Origin of the sequence: Thermomonas brevis (assembly GCF_014395425.1) — a bacterium.
GTDB lineage: Bacteria > Pseudomonadota > Gammaproteobacteria > Xanthomonadales > Xanthomonadaceae > Thermomonas > Thermomonas brevis.
Genome location: NZ_CP060711.1, coordinates 3,010,556 through 3,027,705, shown reverse-complemented (window position 1 = coordinate 3,027,705; position 17,150 = coordinate 3,010,556). Strand labels below are relative to the sequence as shown.

17 protein-coding genes and 1 riboswitch are annotated in these 17,150 nt (G+C 67.9%); of the genes, 2 read left to right on the top strand and 15 right to left on the bottom strand.

From position 1 onward, the window contains the following. Positions 1-3 precede the first annotated feature (3 nt). From H9L17_RS14030 to moaA, 14 genes are all read right to left on the bottom strand, one after another. Complete coding sequence (locus H9L17_RS14030; RefSeq protein ID WP_187570032.1) at positions 4-912, bottom strand: peptidylprolyl isomerase; 909 nt, start codon at positions 910-912, stop codon at positions 4-6. 3 nt (positions 913-915) lie between these two features. After that, positions 916-1,620 (bottom strand): respiratory nitrate reductase subunit gamma, encoded by a 705-nt coding sequence (gene narI / locus H9L17_RS14025; protein WP_187570031.1) that lies wholly within the window; start codon positions 1,618-1,620, stop codon positions 916-918. After that, positions 1,617-2,312, bottom strand: coding sequence for a nitrate reductase molybdenum cofactor assembly chaperone (narJ, locus tag H9L17_RS14020; RefSeq protein ID WP_187570030.1), 696 nt, complete (start codon positions 2,310-2,312; stop codon positions 1,617-1,619). The genes narI and narJ overlap by 4 nt, the downstream gene beginning before the upstream one ends. Next, on the bottom strand, positions 2,309-3,856 hold the full coding sequence (narH, locus tag H9L17_RS14015; RefSeq protein ID WP_187570029.1) for a nitrate reductase subunit beta: 1,548 nt from the start codon (positions 3,854-3,856) through the stop codon (positions 2,309-2,311). The genes narJ and narH overlap by 4 nt, the downstream gene beginning before the upstream one ends. After that, positions 3,856-7,602: a nitrate reductase subunit alpha gene (locus H9L17_RS14010; RefSeq protein ID WP_187570028.1), complete on the bottom strand. Its 3,747-nt coding sequence runs from the start codon at positions 7,600-7,602 to the stop codon at positions 3,856-3,858. Before H9L17_RS14010 ends, narH begins: the two co-directional genes overlap by 1 nt. Before the next feature lie 88 nt (positions 7,603-7,690). Continuing rightward, complete coding sequence (locus tag H9L17_RS14005; RefSeq protein ID WP_187570027.1) at positions 7,691-9,097, bottom strand: NarK family nitrate/nitrite MFS transporter; 1,407 nt, start codon at positions 9,095-9,097, stop codon at positions 7,691-7,693. Positions 9,098-9,478: 381 nt separating this feature from the next. Beyond that, complete coding sequence (locus H9L17_RS14000; RefSeq protein WP_343044051.1) at positions 9,479-9,802, bottom strand: hypothetical protein; 324 nt, start codon at positions 9,800-9,802, stop codon at positions 9,479-9,481. Positions 9,803-9,934: 132 nt separating this feature from the next. After that, positions 9,935-10,279, bottom strand: a complete 345-nt coding sequence (locus H9L17_RS13995; RefSeq protein ID WP_187570025.1) for a DUF7009 family protein — start codon at positions 10,277-10,279, stop codon at positions 9,935-9,937. Next, a complete protein-coding gene (gene mobA, locus H9L17_RS13990) occupies positions 10,276-10,836 on the bottom strand; it encodes a molybdenum cofactor guanylyltransferase (protein WP_187570024.1) in 561 nt (186 codons plus the stop codon). Before mobA ends, H9L17_RS13995 begins: the two co-directional genes overlap by 4 nt. Then, the gene (locus H9L17_RS13985) at positions 10,817-11,323 is read right to left on the bottom strand and encodes a molybdenum cofactor biosynthesis protein MoaE (protein ID WP_187570023.1); all 507 of its coding nucleotides are present in this window, start codon (positions 11,321-11,323) and stop codon (positions 10,817-10,819) included. The genes mobA and H9L17_RS13985 overlap by 20 nt, the downstream gene beginning before the upstream one ends. Before the next feature lies 1 nt (position 11,324). Then, positions 11,325-11,585 carry a MoaD/ThiS family protein gene (locus H9L17_RS13980; protein ID WP_187570022.1) on the bottom strand — a complete coding sequence of 87 codons (261 nt, stop codon included), beginning with the start codon at positions 11,583-11,585 and terminating at the stop codon, positions 11,325-11,327. Continuing rightward, a complete protein-coding gene (locus H9L17_RS13975; protein WP_187570021.1) occupies positions 11,582-12,847 on the bottom strand; it encodes a molybdopterin molybdotransferase MoeA in 1,266 nt (421 codons plus the stop codon). Before H9L17_RS13975 ends, H9L17_RS13980 begins: the two co-directional genes overlap by 4 nt. Then, positions 12,844-13,842 carry a bifunctional molybdenum cofactor biosynthesis protein MoaC/MoaB gene (moaCB, locus tag H9L17_RS13970; RefSeq protein ID WP_187570020.1) on the bottom strand — a complete coding sequence of 333 codons (999 nt, stop codon included), beginning with the start codon at positions 13,840-13,842 and terminating at the stop codon, positions 12,844-12,846. The genes H9L17_RS13975 and moaCB overlap by 4 nt, the downstream gene beginning before the upstream one ends. A 7-nt stretch (positions 13,843-13,849) precedes the next feature. Next, a complete protein-coding gene (moaA, locus tag H9L17_RS13965; protein ID WP_187570019.1) occupies positions 13,850-14,830 on the bottom strand; it encodes a GTP 3',8-cyclase MoaA in 981 nt (326 codons plus the stop codon). Continuing rightward, a riboswitch (molybdenum cofactor riboswitch) is annotated at positions 14,822-14,981 on the bottom strand. Its footprint overlaps the gene before it by 9 nt. 105 nt (positions 14,982-15,086) lie before the next feature. Between moaA and H9L17_RS13960 the strand changes: the two genes are divergently transcribed. Beyond that, positions 15,087-15,491 (top strand): ribonucleotide reductase subunit alpha, encoded by a 405-nt coding sequence (locus H9L17_RS13960; RefSeq protein WP_187570018.1) that lies wholly within the window; start codon positions 15,087-15,089, stop codon positions 15,489-15,491. A gap of 15 nt (positions 15,492-15,506) precedes the next feature. Here H9L17_RS13960 and H9L17_RS13955 read toward each other — a convergent pair whose 3' ends face one another. Beyond that, positions 15,507-15,839, bottom strand: a complete 333-nt coding sequence (locus H9L17_RS13955) for a hypothetical protein (protein ID WP_187570017.1) — start codon at positions 15,837-15,839, stop codon at positions 15,507-15,509. Between the two features lie 156 nt (positions 15,840-15,995). Here H9L17_RS13955 and moeB point away from each other — a divergent pair, with 156 nt between their 5' ends. Then, positions 15,996-17,126: a molybdopterin-synthase adenylyltransferase MoeB gene (gene moeB / locus H9L17_RS13950; protein ID WP_187570016.1), complete on the top strand. Its 1,131-nt coding sequence runs from the start codon at positions 15,996-15,998 to the stop codon at positions 17,124-17,126. Positions 17,127-17,150 lie beyond the last annotated feature (24 nt).

Sequence of the window (17,150 nt, the reverse complement as noted above, 5' to 3'; positions counted from 1 at the left end):
GCGTCAGGCCGCTTCGGCCTCGATGGCGTCCAGCCCGCGAACCTCGAAGCGTTCCTGCAACCCGTGCAGGTACTGCTGGAGTTCGCGTTGCCGAACCTGTAGTTCAAGGTAGTCGGAGATCCGCTGGTGGACTTGATCGAACGCAAGCCGTTCGCCGCTTTCCAGCGCGTCCACGCAAACCACGTGATAGCCCCAGCGCGACTCCACCGGGAATGCCGCCAGTCCTTCGCGCAGGCGGAACACCTGCCGGTCGAACTCCGGCACGGTCTGGCCGCGTTCCAGCCAGCCGAGGTCGCCGCCTGCCTCCTTCGAGGGGCAATCGGAATGGCGCAGCGCGAAGTCGGCGAACAGGTGCGGCTGCGCCTTCAGTTCGGCAACGAGTTTTTCCGCCTGTTCGCGCGCGTTGAAACGGCCCGTCACGTCATCGGCCGCCGCGCCCAGCAGGATGTGGCGCACGCGGATGCGATCCGGCGCGTGGAAGCGCTCCGGGTTCTGCTCGAAGTAGCGCCGGCAGTCGTCCTCGGACGGCACCCGGTTGTCCACCTCGCGCTCCAGCAGCGCGCGGATGCAGGCTTCTTCCTCAGGCTCGCCGGCCTGCGCCTGCACGGCGGCTTGCAGCCCCAGCCGCGCCACTTCGCACCGCAGCAGCTCGCGCACCACCAGCGCGCGGGCGGCATCGGCGCGCGATTTCTCCGGCGTCATCGCGCGATGGAACTGCATCTCGCGGGCGATCTCGGCCTCGCTGATCGCGACATCGCCGACGAACAGGAAGGCCGGCGCCGGCTGGCCCAGCGTGCGCGGGCCATCATCGGCATGGTCGTGCTGGTGCTCGCTGGCTTCCTGCGCGGCCGGTTTCCCCGAATCGATGACGGTGATCGGCAGTTCGCGCAGGCGTGGCTTGCTGGCCCCCATGACTCAGCTCCTCGGCCCGTAGCGCAGGGTCGGCTGGCGGCGACGCACCACCTGGTACGGCCGCCACAGGTAGCCGAGCGGGATGCTCCACACGTGCACCAGGCGGGTGAACGGCGTGAGCAGGATCAGCGTCAGGCCGAGGAAGATGTGCGCCTTGTACACCCAGTGCACGCCCACCACGAACTCCGCCGCGCCGCCGCGGAAGGTGACGATGTGCTGCGCCCATTCGGCCAGCGCCATCATCACGCCGCCGTCCATGTGGTGGGTGGACGCCACGATGGTGTACAGGCCCAGCAGCAACTGCGCGAACAGCAGCAGCAGGATCACGGTGTCGCCGGCGGTGCCGGTGGCGCGCACGCGCGGGTTGGACAGCCGGCGCACGGTCAGGATGACGATGCCGACCAGGCAGACCGCGCCGAATACGCCGCCGGCCACCATCGCCAGCAGCTGCTTCTGCGGCGCGGTGATGAACTGCTCGTACAGCGCGTGCGGCGTCAGCAGGCCGACCAGGTGGCCGCCGAGGATGGCGAGGATGCCGAGGTGGAACAGGTTGCTGCCGATGCGCATGCCCTTGTCGGACAGCAGTTGGCTGGAACCGGTGCGCCAAGTGTACATCGACTTGTCGAAGCGCACCCAGCTGCCGATCAGGAACACCGCCAGCGCGATGTAGGGATAGAACTGGAACGCGAAGGTATTGAGGTAGTTCATGGCTGCACCTGTCGGGCGGCGGCGGGCGGCGTGGACGTGCGGGCGGGCATGCGGGTGGGCGGCGTGCAGTCCTCGCCCGGCGCTTCCGCACCGAAGCGCACCGCTTCCTCCTCCCACAGCCGATCCATCGCTTCCGGCGTGTCGTCGCGCGGTTCTTCGCTGGCGCGCTTGCGCAAGGCGTCGAGTTCGAGCCGGCCTTCGGCGTATTCGACCAGCAGTTCCAGCAGCACCGCGTAGGGGCTGCTGCGCTCGCCTGCGCGCGCGGCCAGCAGGCCGATGATGTGGCTGACGTGGCGCAGCCAGTCGCGGGCTTCGGCCTGCGGACGCTGGCTGAGGTATTCCAGCAGCAGCGGCAGGTAGTCCGGCAGTTCCTTGGCGCTCAGCTCGAAGCCGTTTTTCCGATAGGCCTCGACCAGATCGACCATCGCCTGCCCGCGGTCGCGCGATTCGCCGTGGATGTGCTCGAACAGCAGCAGGCTCATCGAGCGGCCGCGGTCGAACAGCATCAGCCAGCGCTCCTGCGCGTCCAGCGCGTCGGTGTCCAGCAGCTCGCGCACGAGCTGCACCAGCGCCTGCCGGCGCGGCAACGGCAGGCCCGGATCGTTGGCCGCTTCCAGCAATTCCTCGCCGTGCTGCCACAGCGCGTCCTGCGGATAGTCCAGCAGCACGCCGACCAGTTTGAGCAGGCTCATTCGACCACCTCCAGCGGCGCTTCCTGCCGGTTCGGATGCACCGCATAGGTGGTGGTCTTGCGCTGGCCGAACAGGTCGGCCGGCGAATCGCCGCTGCAACCGTTGCCCCAGCTGAAGCCGCAGCCGCCGCGCTCGCCGAAGGCGTCGTTGGCGTATTCGCGGTGCGCGCTGGGGATCACGAAGCGGTCCTCGTAATTGGCGATCGCCAGATAGCGGTACATGTCCTCGGCCTGCGCCACGGTCAGCCCGGCCTGCTTCAGCACCGCCAGATCCTCGACGCCGTCGACGTTCAGCGAACGCCGCCACGCGCGCATCGCCATCATCCGTTCCAGCGCGCGCACCACCGGCGCTTCGTCGCCCGCCGTCAGCATGTTGGCGAGGTAGCGCACGGGGATGCGCAGCGAGCCCACGTCCGGCAGCTCGCCGTTCATGCCGACGCGGCCGCGCTCGGCGGCGGACTGGATCGGCGACAGCGGCGGCACGTACCAGACCATCGGCAGCGTGCGGTATTCCGGGTGCAGCGGCAGCGCCAGCTTCCAGTCGATGGCGAGCTTGTAGGTCGGCGACTGCTTGGCCGCGTCCAGCCAGCTGTCGGGGATGCCTTCCTTGCGCGCGGCTTCGATCACCGCCGGATCAAACGGATCGAGGAAGATGTCGAGGTGGGCCTGATACAGGTCTTTCTCTGCCGGCGTCGATGCCGCTTCCTGGATGCGGTCGGCGTCGTACAGCAGCACGCCGAGATAGCGGATGCGGCCCACGCAGGTTTCCGAACACACCGTCGGCTCGCCCATCTCGATGCGCGGGTAGCAGAAGATGCACTTCTCGGATTTGCCCGACTTCCAGTTGTAGTAGATCTTCTTGTACGGACAGGCCGACACGCACATGCGCCAGCCCCGGCACTTGTCCTGATCGATCAGGACGATGCCGTCCTCCTCGCGCTTGTAGATCGCGCCGGACGGACAGGCCGAGACGCAGGCCGGATTGAGGCAGTGCTCGCACAGGCGCGGCAGGTACATCATGAAGGTCTTCTCGAACGCGCCGTAGATTTCCTTCTGCACGTTGTCGAAGTTCTTGTCCTTCGCCCGCTTGGCGAACTCGGTGCCGAGGATTTCCTCCCAGTTCGGCCCCCAGTGGATCTTCTGCATGCGCTGGCCGGTGATCAGCGAGCGCGGGCGCGCGGTCGGCTGATGCTTGCCGTCCGGGGCCTGATGCAGGTGCTGGTAGTCGAAATCGAACGGCTCGTAGTAGTCGTCGATCTGCGGCAGGTCGGGGTTGGCGAAAATCTTCGACAGCATCCGCCAGCGCCCGCCGGCGCGCGGCACCAGCTTGCCGGACGCGCTGCGCACCCAGCCGCCGTTCCACTTGTCCTGATTTTCCCATTCCTTGGGATAGCCCACGCCGGGCTTGGTTTCGACGTTGTTGAACCACGCGTATTCCACGCCCTCGCGCGACGTCCACACGTTCTTGCAGGTGATCGAGCAGGTGTGGCAGCCGATGCACTTGTCGAGGTTCAGCACCATCGCGATTTGCGCACGCACTTTCATCACGCCACCTCCTGCGCGCTGGCGGCAGGCACGGGCTCACCGTCCAGCCAATCGACCTTGTCCATCTTGCGCACCACCACCAGCTCGTCGCGGTTGGTGCCGACGGTGCCGTAGTAGTTGAAGCCGTAGGCGTACTGCGCATAGCCGCCGATCATGTGGGTGGGCTTGAGCACCACGCGCGTCACCGAGTTGTGGATGCCGCCGCGCGTGCCGGTGATCTCGCTGCCGGGCGTGTTGATGATGCGTTCCTGCGCGTGGTACATCATCGCGATGCCCGGCATCATCCGCTGGCTGACCACCGCGCGCGCGGCGATTGCGCCGTTGACGTTGAACAGCTCGATCCAGTCGTTGTCCTCGATCCCGGCGTCGCGCGCGTCGTCCTCGGACAGCCACACGATGGGCCCGCCGCGCGACAGCGTCTGCATCAGCAGATTGTCGGAATAGGTGCTGTGGATGCCCCACTTCTGGTGCGGGGTGATCCAGTTCAGCACGATCTCCTTGTGGCCGTTCGGCTTCTTGCCGAGGATCGGCGCGATGGTCTTGGTGTCCACCGGCGGGCGGTACTGCATGAAGCCTTCGCCGAAGGCCAGCATCCATTCGTGATCCTGATAGAACTGCTGGCGGCCGGTCAGCGTGCGCCACGGGATCAGCTCGTGGACGTTGGTGTAGCCGGCGTTGTAGCTGACGTGCTCGTCCTCCAGCCCCGACCAGATCGGCGAGGAAATGATCTTGCGCGGCTGCGCTTGAATATCGCGGAAGCGGATCGCCTCGTGTTCCTTGCCGACCGCCAGATGGGTGTGGTCGCGGCCGGTGAACGTACCCAGCGATTCCCACGCCTTCACCGCCACGTGGCCGTTGGTTTCCGGCGCGAGGTGCATGATGACTTCGGCGGCGTCGATGGCAGTGTCGATGTTGGGCCGGCCGTGGCTGACGCCTTCCTCGCGCACGCGCAGGTTGAGATCGCCGAGGAACTTCACCTCGTCCTTGGTATCCCACTGCATGCCCTTGCCGCCGTTGCCGAGCTTGTCCAGCAGCGGGCCGAGCGAGGTGAACTTCTTGTAGATGTCGCGGTAATCGCGCTCCACCACCACCATCGAGGGCATGGTCTTGCCGGGGATCGGCTCGCACTCGCCCTTCTTCCAGTCGGCCACGCCGAACGGCATCGCCAGTTCGTTGGGCGTGTCGTGCAGCGTCGGCACCAGCACTAGATCCTTTTCCACTTCCAGCACGCCGGGGGCCATGTCGCTGACGGTCTTGGCGATGCCCTTGAAGATGTCCCAATCGCTGCGCGCTTCCCACGCCGGATCCACCGCCTTCGACAGCGGATGGATGAACGGGTGCATGTCGGAAGTGTTGAGGTCGTTCTTCTCGTACCACGTCGCGGTGGGCAGCACGATGTCGCTGTACAGCGCGGTGGTGCACATGCGGAAGTCCAGCGTGACCAGCAGGTCGAGCTTGCCTTCCGGCGCTTCGTCGCGCCATTTCACTTCGTCGGGTTTGGTCGCGCCGCGCTCGCCCAAGTCCTTGCCCTGCACGCCGTGGCGGGTGCCGAGCAGGTGGCGCAGCATGTATTCGTGGCCCTTGCCCGAGGAACCGAGCAGGTTGGAGCGCCAGATGAACAGGTTGCGCGGGTAGTTCTTCGGCGCGTCCGGGTCGGCGAAGGCGAAATCCAGCGCGCCGGACTTCATCTGCGCCACCGCGTAATCGACCGGGGCGACGCCCGCCTTCTCCGCCTCGCGCACCACCTCGAACGGATTGCGGTCGAGCTGCGGCGCGCTCGGCAGCCAGCCCATCCGCACCGCGCGCAGGTTGAAGTCGGCCATGCTGCCGCCGTATTTCGAGGCGTCGGCCAGCGGCGACAGGATTTCCTTCACGTCCAGCTTTTCGTAGCGGTACTGGCTTGAGTTGAAATAGAAGAATGACGTGCCGTTCATGTGCCGCGGCGGGCGGCTCCAGTCCAGCCCGAACGCCAGCGGCTGCCAGCCGGTCTGCGGGCGCAGCTTCTCCTGCCCCACGTAATGCGCCCAGCCGCCGCCCGTCTGGCCCACGCAGCCGCACATCATCAGCATGTTGATGAGGCCGCGGTAGTTCATGTCGTTGTGGTACCAGTGGTTCATCGCCGCGCCGACGATGATCATGCTGCGGCCACGGGTCTTGTCGGCGGTGCGGGCGAACTCGCGCGCGATCTCGATCACGTCCAGACGCGGCACGCCGGTGATCGTTTCCTGCCATGCGGGCGTACCCGGCACGTTGTCGTCGAAGCTCGACGCCACGTTGCCGCCGCCGAAGCCGCGATCCACGCCGTACTGCGCCAGCAGCAGGTCATAGACGGTGGCGACCATCCATTCCTTGCCGTCGGCGAGCTGCAGCTTGCGCACGGGGATGTTGCGCTCCAGCACATCTTCGAACTTCGATGCCGTCCACTTCTCGTGCTCGACGCCGCCGAAGTACGGGAAGCTCACCGCCGCGATGGCATCGAAGCCGTCCTTGAGGGACAACCGCAGGCGCGTCTCGCGGCCTTCGCTGTCCTTCTCCTCGATGTTCCAGCGCCCTTTCTCCCCCCAGCGGAAACCGACTGAACCGTTGGGAATGCTGATCGCATCGGTGTGCTCGTCGAACGCCAGCGTCTTCCACTCGGGATTGTTGGCCTCGCCCAGCCCGCCGAGATCGGACGCGCGCAGGAACCGCTCCGGCACGATGCGCCCGTCGTCGCGCTGCTCCAGCCGCACCAGCAACGGCATGTCGGTGTACTGCCGGCAGTAGTCGGTGAAGTACTGCGACGGTGCATCGACGTGGAACTCCTTCAGGATCACATGGCCGAACGCGAACGCCAGCGCGGCGTCGGTGCCCTGCTTGGGATGCAGCCAGTGGTCGGTGAGCTTGGCGACTTCGGAATAGTCCGGGGTGATCGCCACCGTCTTGGTGCCGTTGTAGCGCGCCTCGGTGAAGAAATGCGCGTCCGGCGTACGCGTCTGCGGGACGTTGCTGCCCCACGCGATGATGTAGCGGCTGTTGTACCAATCCGCCGATTCCGGCACGTCGGTCTGCTCGCCCCATATCTGCGGCGAGGCCGGCGGCAGGTCGCAGTACCAGTCGTAGAACGACAGGCACACGCCGCCCAGCAGCGACAGATAACGCGCGCCGGACGCATAGGACACCATCGACATCGCCGGGATCGGCGAGAAGCCGATCACGCGGTCGGGGCCGTAGGTTTTCACGGTGTAGAGGTTGGACGCGGCGATCATCTCGTTCGCCTCGTCCCAGCGCACCCGCGCGAAGCCGCCCATGCCGCGCCGCGACTTGTAGTCCTTCGCCTTCGCCGGGTCTTCGACGATGCTGGCCCATGCGTCCACCGGACTCATCGTCTTGCGCGCCTGCCGCCACATCCGCAGCAGCGCGCCGCGCACCAGCGGGTACTTCAGCCGGTTGGCGCTGTACAGGTACCAGGAATAGCTGGCACCGCGCGGGCAACCGCGCGGCTCGTGGTTGGGCAGGTCGGGCCGCGTGCGCGGGTAGTCGGTCTGCTGGGTTTCCCAGGTCACCAAGCCGTTCTTTACGTAGATCTTCCAGCTGCACGAGCCGGTGCAGTTCACGCCATGCGTGGAGCGCACGATCTTGTCGTACTGCCAGCGCGCGCGGTAGCTGTTCTCCCAATCGCGGCTCTCGGTCTTGGTGAAGCCGTGGCCGTCCGCGAACGTCTCCGGGTTGCGCTTGAAGAACTGCAGGCGGTCAAGGAAATAACTCATGGAAACACCCTCTTGGCTGGCGTTCGCGATCCGCGCGCACGCATCTGGCTGATGGCGGGAATGGCCGCCGCGATTGCCTCGTCGAAGCTCAGCACGGCGTCTCCGCACCGCGCCGGAAGTACCACCACCACGTCACCGCCAGACACGTCGCGTAGAACACGACGAAGCCGTACAGCGCCAACGCCGGCCCGCCCGTCCATGCGATGGACGAGCCGTAGCTCTTGGGAATGAAGAAGCCGCCGTAGGCGCCGATGGCCGAACTGAACCCGATCACCGCCGCCGATTCGATGCCGGCCTGCCGCGTCGCCGCCGCCTTGCCGTCCGCGTCGGCATTGGCCGACCAGCGCTCGTGCAGGGTGCGGAAGATCACCGGGATCATGCGGAACGTCGAGGCGTTGCCGATGCCGCTGAGCACGAACAGCGCCATGAAGCTGCCGAGGAAGCCGTGGAAATTGCCGCCCTGCCCGTGCTCCGGCAGGAAATGCAGCACCGCGAACACGCCGACGATCATCAGCGCGAACACCCAGAAGGTCAGCAGCGCGCCGCCCAGCTTGTCCGACAGCCAGCCGCCCACCGAACGCATCAGCGCGCCAACCAGCGGCCCGAGGAAGGCGTAGGCCATCGGGTTCACGTCCGGGAACTGCGTCTTGATGAGCATCGGGAAGCCGGCCGAGAAGCCGATGAACGACCCGAACGTGCCGATGTACAGCCAGCACATCAGCCAGTTGTGCTTGCGCTTGAAGATCACCGCCTGCTCGGCGAACGAGGAGCGCGCGGCGGCCAAGTCGTGCATGCCGAACCACGCGGCCACCGCGCAGACCAGCAGGAACGGCACCCACACGAAGCCCGCATTTTGCAGGAACAGCTGCTTGCCCTCGGCGGTCAGCTGCGGCGCGCCGGCGACCGCGCCGAACAGCCCGAAGGTGATGACCAGCGGAATCACGAACTGGGTGGCCGACACGCCGAGGTTGCCCAGCCCCGCGTTCATCCCCAGTGCGAAGCCCTGCTTCGCCTTCGGATAGAAGAACGAGATGTTGGACATCGACGAGGCGAAGTTGCCGCCGCCGAAGCCGCAGAGGATGGCGATGGCGACGAAGTGCCAGTACGGCGTCGTCGTGTCCTGCACCGCGAAGCCCAGCCAGACCGCCGGGATCAGCAGCGAGGCTGTCGCGATTGCCGTCCAGCGCCGGCCGCCGAACAGCGGCACCACGAACGAGTAGAAGATGCGCAACGTCGCCCCGGACAGCGCGGGCAACGCCGCCAGCCAGAACAGTTGGTTGGTGTCGAACTGGAAGCCCACCTGCGGCAGGCTGACGGTGACGGCAGAGAACATCTGCCAGATCGCGAACGCCAGCAGCAGCGCCGGGATCGAGATCGCCAGGTTGCGGTTGGCGATGCGGTTGCCGGTCTTCGCCCAGAACGCGGCGTCCTCCGGATGCCAATCGTGGATCAGGAAACCGACGCTGCGTGGCTTGTTGGCCAGTTGGGCGCTCATGGGGATTTGCCTGTACAGGGAGAAGCCGCTGGGCGATGGGCGCGCCGCTGGGCGCAGCGCTATCGCGATGGCGGCAGCATGGGCGCGCGGCCCCTTCCCCAATTTGATCGGAATCAAATCCTGTGCCGGCGGCCGACTGCCGCTTGACTCAGATCAAGTCCCGCGCTGGCGAGGCACGAAGCACCCGACATCCCGCATGAACTCCCTTCTCCCCGTTCACGGGGAGACAGCCCGAAGGGCGGATGAGGGGCGTGCTCTGCGCGAAGAGCGCCCCTCACCCTCCTTCGGCCCCCTCTCCCCGCTGCGTGGGGAGAGGGATGAGTTGTGAGCTAACGCCTGAAATAAGTCGGACCGCGAAGCGGTCTCGACTTGATTGAATTGTTAGGCCGCGCCGCGAGAAAGCTCGGGCCAGACCTGTCGAGTACCGACAAGATACAGCGTGCCGATGCCAAGGCAAATCAGGGAACTCCAGCACCAGAAGGCCACACTGCGCTCACCGGGTGCAACGGCTGCGAGGACGAATCCTGCTACACCCCGCAGCAGGTAAATGCCGGTAATGACGCAAAGCCCGGTGCGAATAAGCGGGAGCCTTGGAATGACGCCGGCGCCGGACAGAGCGTAGAGCGACCAAACGCCGAGCACTGCAGCAATTCCCGTCGTGATGAGGGTAGGGGCGATATGGCCGGCAGCAGAGAGTTGAGCCATGCGCTCACCTGCACCGAAGAAGCGGTACCAAGGTGGGCCAAAGAAGATGCAGCCGAGGTGTAGTAGGGCCGCGAGCGCGCTCAGCGCAGCTCCGGATAACAGGTATGGGTTTGCCATATTGTTTAAAGCGGCCTAACGCCTGCTCACGCCGCGATTGCGCACGCTGTCGCGCACGTCCACCTCGAAATCGATCTCGATTGCCTCATCGCCCCCATTGGCATCCAGCGGCAGGCGGATCGTCAGTCCGTCCCGGCACGGCAGGCGCGCCATATAGGGCTCCAGCAATGCACGCGGCAGATGCAATCGCACACCGCCTTCCAGCATGGGTTCGGCGGCATCGGTGAGGACGACGGACTGCCGCAGGCTGCCGCCGGGGAAGCGGGTCAGGTTGTCCACCGCCTGCCCCGCCTGCAATGCCGCCAGCTCCGCTTCGTCGATGCGGAACCGCAGGCTTTGGCCCTGCATCTGCACTTTCATCGCGCCGCCTCCTGCCATTGTTCGGGCGTGTTGAGATTGTCGAGTTGTGCGGCGGCATGTTCCGGCAGCGGCAGGAAGACGCCGTCCTGCGCCGCGTGCAGGGCGCGCAGCGAGCGCCGGTTGGGGGGGAGCCGCAGCGCCTCCGGCAGCCAGTCGCGCAGGCGCGCGTCCAGTTGCAGGCGCAGCGGCAGCATGTGGTCGCGGTAGCAGGCGCAGCGCGCGTCGCTGGTCGCCAGCGTTGCGAGCAGCGGCGCAGCGATCATGGGCATGTCCACCGGCACTATCAGCAGCGGCCCGTCCGGCAAGGCAGCGGCCACGCCGGCGATGCCGCCCAGCGGGCCAAGGTCGCGCTCCGTATCGGGAATGCCATCCAGTTCCGGGTAATCGCCGCTGACCGCCACATGCGACGCGCCAGCTTCGCGCAACAGGTATGCCATGTGATGCAGCAATGGTTTGCCGTGCCAGGGCAGGCCGGCCTTGTCGCGGCCCATCCGGCTCGACCGGCCGCCGGCCAGCACCACGCCCGTCCACGCCGGATCAGTGACCGTGGCCGGCATGGGCGTCCCGGGCGACTTCGGGTTCGTGGCCGCACAGCGAACAGCCTTCGCTCCACACGCTGTCGCCGTCCTCGTAGTGTTCCTGCTTCCAGACCGGGCTGGTGTGCTTGACCGCCTCGATCACCTGCCGACAGGCGCGGAACGCCTCGTCGCGGTGCGGCGTGCCGGCGGCCACCACCACCGCCAGATCGCCGATGCCGAGGCGGCCCTTGGCATGGGCGATGTAGAGCTTGAGCTTCGGGCCGAACTCGGCATCGCAGCGCGCGGCGATGTCGGCGAAGCCGTTCAGCGCCAGCGCGTCGAACATGTCGTAGCTCACGCCGGTCACCACGCGCCCGTGGTTGAGATCGCGCACGCGGCCGACGAACATCGCGATGCCGCCGAAGCCGGGATCGGAGACGAACTCCAGCGCGGCGGACGGATCGAGCTTGCCCTCGGCGATATCGACGACAGCACAGTGATGCCTGCTTTCTTCCGTTGCGTTCACGTCAGCCTCCGCTCACCGGTGGCAGCACCGCCATCTGGCCATCGGCTGGAATCGGATCGGCTTCGCGCAGCACCGCCCTGTCGCTGGCGAAGGCCGAATACGCCAGCAGCTTCGGATTGAACGCCGGCCAGTGCGCGGCGGCATGGGTCTCCAATGCACGGCGCAGGTCGGCGACCGTCGCGCCCTCGGCAAGTTCCAGCGCGACCCGCGCGTCCGGCTGGTGGTCGCGGAACGCACCGAACAGTTTCACTTCGACCTTCATGCCTCACACCCATCCAGTTGCAGACCGAGCAGATGCCCGAGCCCATACACATTTACCAGCGCACCTTCCGCCAGATCCTGCGCTGCTTCATCGATGACGATCCACGTATTGCCCTGCGCCAGCGGCGCGATGCGGAACGATTCCTGTCCGTGCAGCACCTGCGCACGCAGGCGACCCTCGGCGTCCACCGCCAGCCGCCCCTTGAGATGGAAGCGCAGCGCATGGCGCTTGCGATAGGGCGCGGCCAGCGGGGCGCGCAGCGGGCGCTCCGGCGGCAGCCCGGTCATCGCGCGCAGCGCCGGTTCGACGAAGAAGCGCAGACCGACCGCGCCGGACACCGGGTTGCCCGGCAGGCCGAAGAACAATTGCCCGCCCGGCAGCGTGGCGAACAGCAGCGGCTTGCCGGGGCGGATACGCACCTTGTGGAAGTGGAAGCTCGCGCCGAGGCGGCGCAGCGCGTCGGGGACGAAATCGTAGCGTCCCATCGACACCGCGCCGGTGCTGAGCACCACGTCCGCGCCCGCCGCCAGCGCGCGTTCGAGCGCGGCGAGGAAGGCATCGGCATCGTCGCCGACGGTTTCGCGCCAAACCAGCGTCGCGCCGGCATCGGCGATGCGCGCGGCCAGATAGGGGCCGTTGCTGTTGCGGATTTCGCCGGAAGCCAATGGCTGCGCGGGGTCATCCACCAGTTCGCGGCCGGTGTTGAGCAGGGCGACCCGCGGCTGCCGCCGCGCCGTCACCTCGGAGACGCCCAGCGCGGCCGGCAGCATCAGCTGCGGCGCTTCCAGCCGGGTGCCGGCGGCGAGCACGCAAACGCCCCGCCCCACGTCCTCGCCGTGCAGGCGCACGTGCTGGCCCTGCGGCACGTTGGTCAGCACGCGGATGCGCAGCGGGCGGTCGTCTGCTGCACGCATCAGCACTTCGGTTTGCTCCACCGGCACCACCGCGTCCAATCCGTCGGGAATGCGCGCACCGGTCATGATTTCCCATGCACCAGTTGAAGCCGCGCCCTGCGTCGCCGTCACCTGCGCATCGCCGGCCGCCTGCGCGCCCGCCACGTCGAACTCGCTGCCGGCGGCAACGCCGGCCTCGCCCACGCGCAAAGCGAAACCATCCATCGCCGAATTATCGAACGGCGGCAAATCCTCCCCGCTGATGACGTCCGCCGCCAGCACCAAGCCCCGCTCCGGCGCGAGCCGCTGCGCCGGCAGGCGTTGCGCGGCGGTTTGGATGATCGCCAACGCTTCGTCGTAGCCGATCATGCGTGCTTCCCGCCTTCGATCATCGCCAGCGCATGCGCCAGCAGCGGCGCGAGGATGTCCATGCCCTGCCGCGCCGCGCGCGGGCTGCCGGGCAATGCCAGCACCAGCATGCCGCCGACCTTCACCGCTTCGGCGCGGCTCAACCATGCCAAGGGCGTGTGCTTCGCGCTCTCGCTGCGGAGCAGTTCCGCCAATCCATCGACGCGCCGGTCGGCGACGCTGCGCAGCGCTTCCGGCGTCAGGTCGCGCGGCGACAATCCGGTGCCGCCGGTGCACAGGCACAAACGCACGCCATCGGCCGACAGCGCGCGCAGGCGCTGCGCCAGCGGTTCGATGCCGTCCGGCAGGATGTCGATGTTCGCCACGTCCGCGCCGAGCTTGCGCAGCCCGTCCACCAGTTCCGGGCCGGAGCGGTCTTCGTATTCGCCGTCGCTGGCACGATCGCTGAGGGTGATGACGGCGCAGCGCAGGCCGTCGAGGCGCGCCAGATCGCGCGGCTTGTAATGCGCGCGCTCGTCCTCGCGCATCCCGTCGGGATGCAACCACAGCCCCTTCTTGCCGCCTTCCTTGAACAGCAGGCGGATGCCGCCGATCGCCAGCACCGGCTCCACCGGCTTGGTCAGGTCGTACAGGGTGAGCAGCGCAGCGTTGACGCCGGCCAGCGCCTCCATCTCCACGCCGGTGCGGGCCTCGGTGGCGCATTCGCAATAGACGCGGATGGCGTGGCGCTCCGGGATCGGCTCGCAGCGCACCCGCACCAGTTCCAGCGACAGCGGATGGCATAGCGGCATCAGCTGTGATGCCATCTTCGCGCCCTGCATGCCGGCCACCTCGGCCATCATCAGCGCATCGCCCTTGGGCAGGCGGCGCTCCACGATCATCGGGTAGGCCAGCGGGCCGGCCAGCAGTTCTCCCACCGCCACCGCGCGGCGGCGGGTCGGGCGTTTGTCGCGGATGTCGGCCATGTGGAAGGCCGCGCTGGGTTCCGTCGTCATGTCGTGCTTATCCACCGATGGAGGCCAGATGCGGGGTGATCCCGGTATTGCCTTCGTGCAGGCCGTGCCCCGCCGCCTTCAGCCCGAGTTGCATGGCGATGCGCGCCACCAGCGCATCGAAGTCGTCGTCCGACTGCAGCAGCGGGCGCAGGCTGACGCCGAACTCGCCGAACAGGCACAGCCGCAGGTCGCCGCGCGCGGTCACGCGCAGGCGGTTGCAGCCGGCGCAGAAATCCTTGGAATACGGCGCGATCACGCCGATCCGCCCGCGATGCTGCGGATGCGCGTATTCGCGCGCCGGCCCCGCGTCCGCCGCGCGCGGCTGCAGCAGCCAGCCGGCGTCGCGCAGCCGCTTTTCCAGCGCGTCCGCGCGGACGTGGTGGCGCTCGAAATAATCCTTGTTGTCGCCGGTGCGCATCAGTTCGATGAAGCGCACGCTCACGTCGCGCTCGCGCAGGTAGTCGCACCACGCGGGCAGTTCGTCGTCGTTGAGGCCGCGCAACAGCACCGCGTTGAGCTTGACCGCGTCGAAGCCCAGGGTCTGCGCGATCTCCAGGCCCTCGCTCACTTCGGCGAAGCGGTCGTGGCCGGTGATCGCGGCGAAGCTCGCCGGGTCGAGGCTGTCCACGCTGACGTTGAGCGCGGTCAGGCCGGCCTCGCGCCAGATGCGTACGTGGCGCGGCAGCAGGCAGCCGTTGGTGGTGATGGCGATTTTCTGCACGCCCGGCGTCGCCGCCACCGCCGCGATGATCTCTGGCAAGTCCTTGCGCAAGCTCGGCTCGCCGCCGGTCAGGCGAATCTTGCGCATGCCGAGCGCGACGAACGCGCGCACCAGCCGGCGGATTTCGTCGAGGGCGAGGAAGGTCGGGCGGCCGTCGGCCTGGTAGCCTTCGGGCAGGCAGTAACTGCAACGGAAATTGCAGGCCTCGGTCAGGGACAGGCGCAGGTAGGGAAACGTGCGGCCGAAACCGTCGACGAGGGTGGACATGTTGTGGCTCCATTCCGATGCAGGGAGGCCGGCCCGTTTCCGGTCCGGCCCAGTGGCGGCGGCCCGGAAGCCGACGCCACGGCCCCTTCACCATATCCGCCGCGGCGACCGCGGCGCACCCAGGCGGAAGGGCTTGGAGGTGTTGCGCCGACAGCTTAGCGCCGGCCGCGCGTTTCGCGCTTGATTGCGATCAAGAGGCGCCCTGGCGACGCCGTGCTAGCGTGCCGCCCACCGCAGCGCATGCCCGCGAATCACCATGAACCTCGCCACCTTCCACGATCTCCTCGACGCAGCCCGACGCCAGCCCGAGCCGCAGCGGCTGCTGTTCGTGTTCGCGCGGGTGGAGCTTCCGGAACACGCCACGGATGCGCAGCGCGAGCGCTTCGACCGGCGCGAGGGCGGCACGATCTCGCCCTGCCTGTGCGTGGACAAGGCGCCGGACGAAATCGCCGGCTTCGACGCGCTGGCCGCGGAATCCGAAACCACCGGCCAGGCTTGGGACATCGTGTTCGTGGGCAGCCTGTCCGGCCGCGCCGGCGTCGCGCCCAGCGCCGACGAGGCGGCGCAGCCCCTGCGCTTCATGGTCAATGCGATCAACAACGGCCGTGTCGGCGACTTCGCCGCCTTCGACCGCCAGGGGGATGCGTTGCAGTTCGGCTGACCGACGCTCGCCGGCTCAGCCCGTCACCATCGCCCGCACCATCTGCAGGCCGAGGAAGAACGCCACCAGCACGGTGTTGAGCGCCCAGACCACGGTCAGCGCCTGCGCCATCACGCCGTAGCGCGGGTCCTTCGCCTTCGGCGCGGCCTTCCACACCGCGGCGACGATCCAGGCGGTATAGCCGAGCAGGAACACCAGCAGGCCCAGCGTCGCGCCCGGCAGCTGGCCGTGATCCACCAGCCAGGCCACCGCCAGCCACACCAGGTTGCTGGGGATGACGCCGTACAGCCAGAACACCTTCCACAGCGGGCTGCGTTCGGGCAGCGGGATGGCGTGCGATGCGTGCATGGCGATACCCCGAAGGAGGTGTGACGCACGCATGGTACTGCGCTTGACCTGCGTCCATGCAAGTCTCCCGCTTCGCCGCCACCATGGCGTTGCAGGACGCCGGTCGGAAACGCCCTGCTACGATCCTTCCGTATCGAGACGCCGTCGCATTTCGCCATGACCGATCCCGCGCTGGAACTGCAACCGGAGGACGCGCTGCGGCGCGTGCGCGACGGCGTGCGGCTGCTGGACGTGCGCGGGGACGGCGAGCGCGCGGCGGGCATGGCGGAAGGTGCGGTCGGCATCGGGCTCGCGCAGTTGCTGGCCGATCCCGCCCGCTGGCTGGAGGACCCCGGCGTCGAAACCGGACTGATCTGCGCCAGCGGCGTGCGCACCCGCAATGCGGTGCTGCGGCTGCGCGCGCTCGGCTACGCCGGGGTCTGGTCGATCGCGGGCGGCACCCGGCAGTGGGCGCAGGCCGGGCTGCCGATGACGGAAGCGCAGGAATCGCCCGGGTTCCTCGAACGCTATTCGCGCCACCTGCTGCTGCCCGACGTCGGCCTGGCCGGGCAGCGACGCCTGCGCGATGCGCGGGTCGCGCTGATCGGCGCAGGCGGCCTCGGTTCGCCGGTGGCGCTTTACCTCGCCGCCGCCGGCGTCGGCACGCTGACCCTGATCGACCACGACCACGTCGATCGCAGCAACCTGCAGCGGCAGGTGCTGCATAGCGAGGCCGACATCGGCCGGCCCAAGGTGGCCTCCGCGCGCGACCGCCTGCTTGCGCTCAACCCCGACCTGCGCATCGAGGAACGCCCGGTCCGGCTGGCCGCCAGCAACGTCGAACCGCTGCTGGCCGGGCACGACGTGGTGGTGGACGGCAGCGACAATTTTTCCACCCGCTACCTCGCCAACGACGCCTGCGCGCGGCTGCATCTCCCGCTGGTCTACGGCGCGGTCGAGCGCTTCCGCGGCCAGGCCAGCGTGTTCTGGCCGGGCCCGGACACGCCGCACGGCTGCTATCGCTGCGTGTTCCCGCAGCCGCCGCCGCCCGAACTCGCGCCGAACTGCGCGGAAGCGGGCGTGCTGGGTGTGCTGCCCGGCCTAGTCGGCATGCTGCAGGCCACCGAGACGCTGAAGCTGCTGCTCGGCATCGGCGCGCCGCTGCTGGGGACGCTGCTCTGCGTCGATGCGCTCGGCATGCAGTTCGAACGCATCCCGCTGGGGCGCGATCCGGAGTGCCCGGCCTGCGGCAAGGGCAGCGCCGGGAACAGCTACGCCGATCTGCCCGAGGTCTGCTCGGCGGAATGAATCCCCGCTTCACGTCCACGAAAG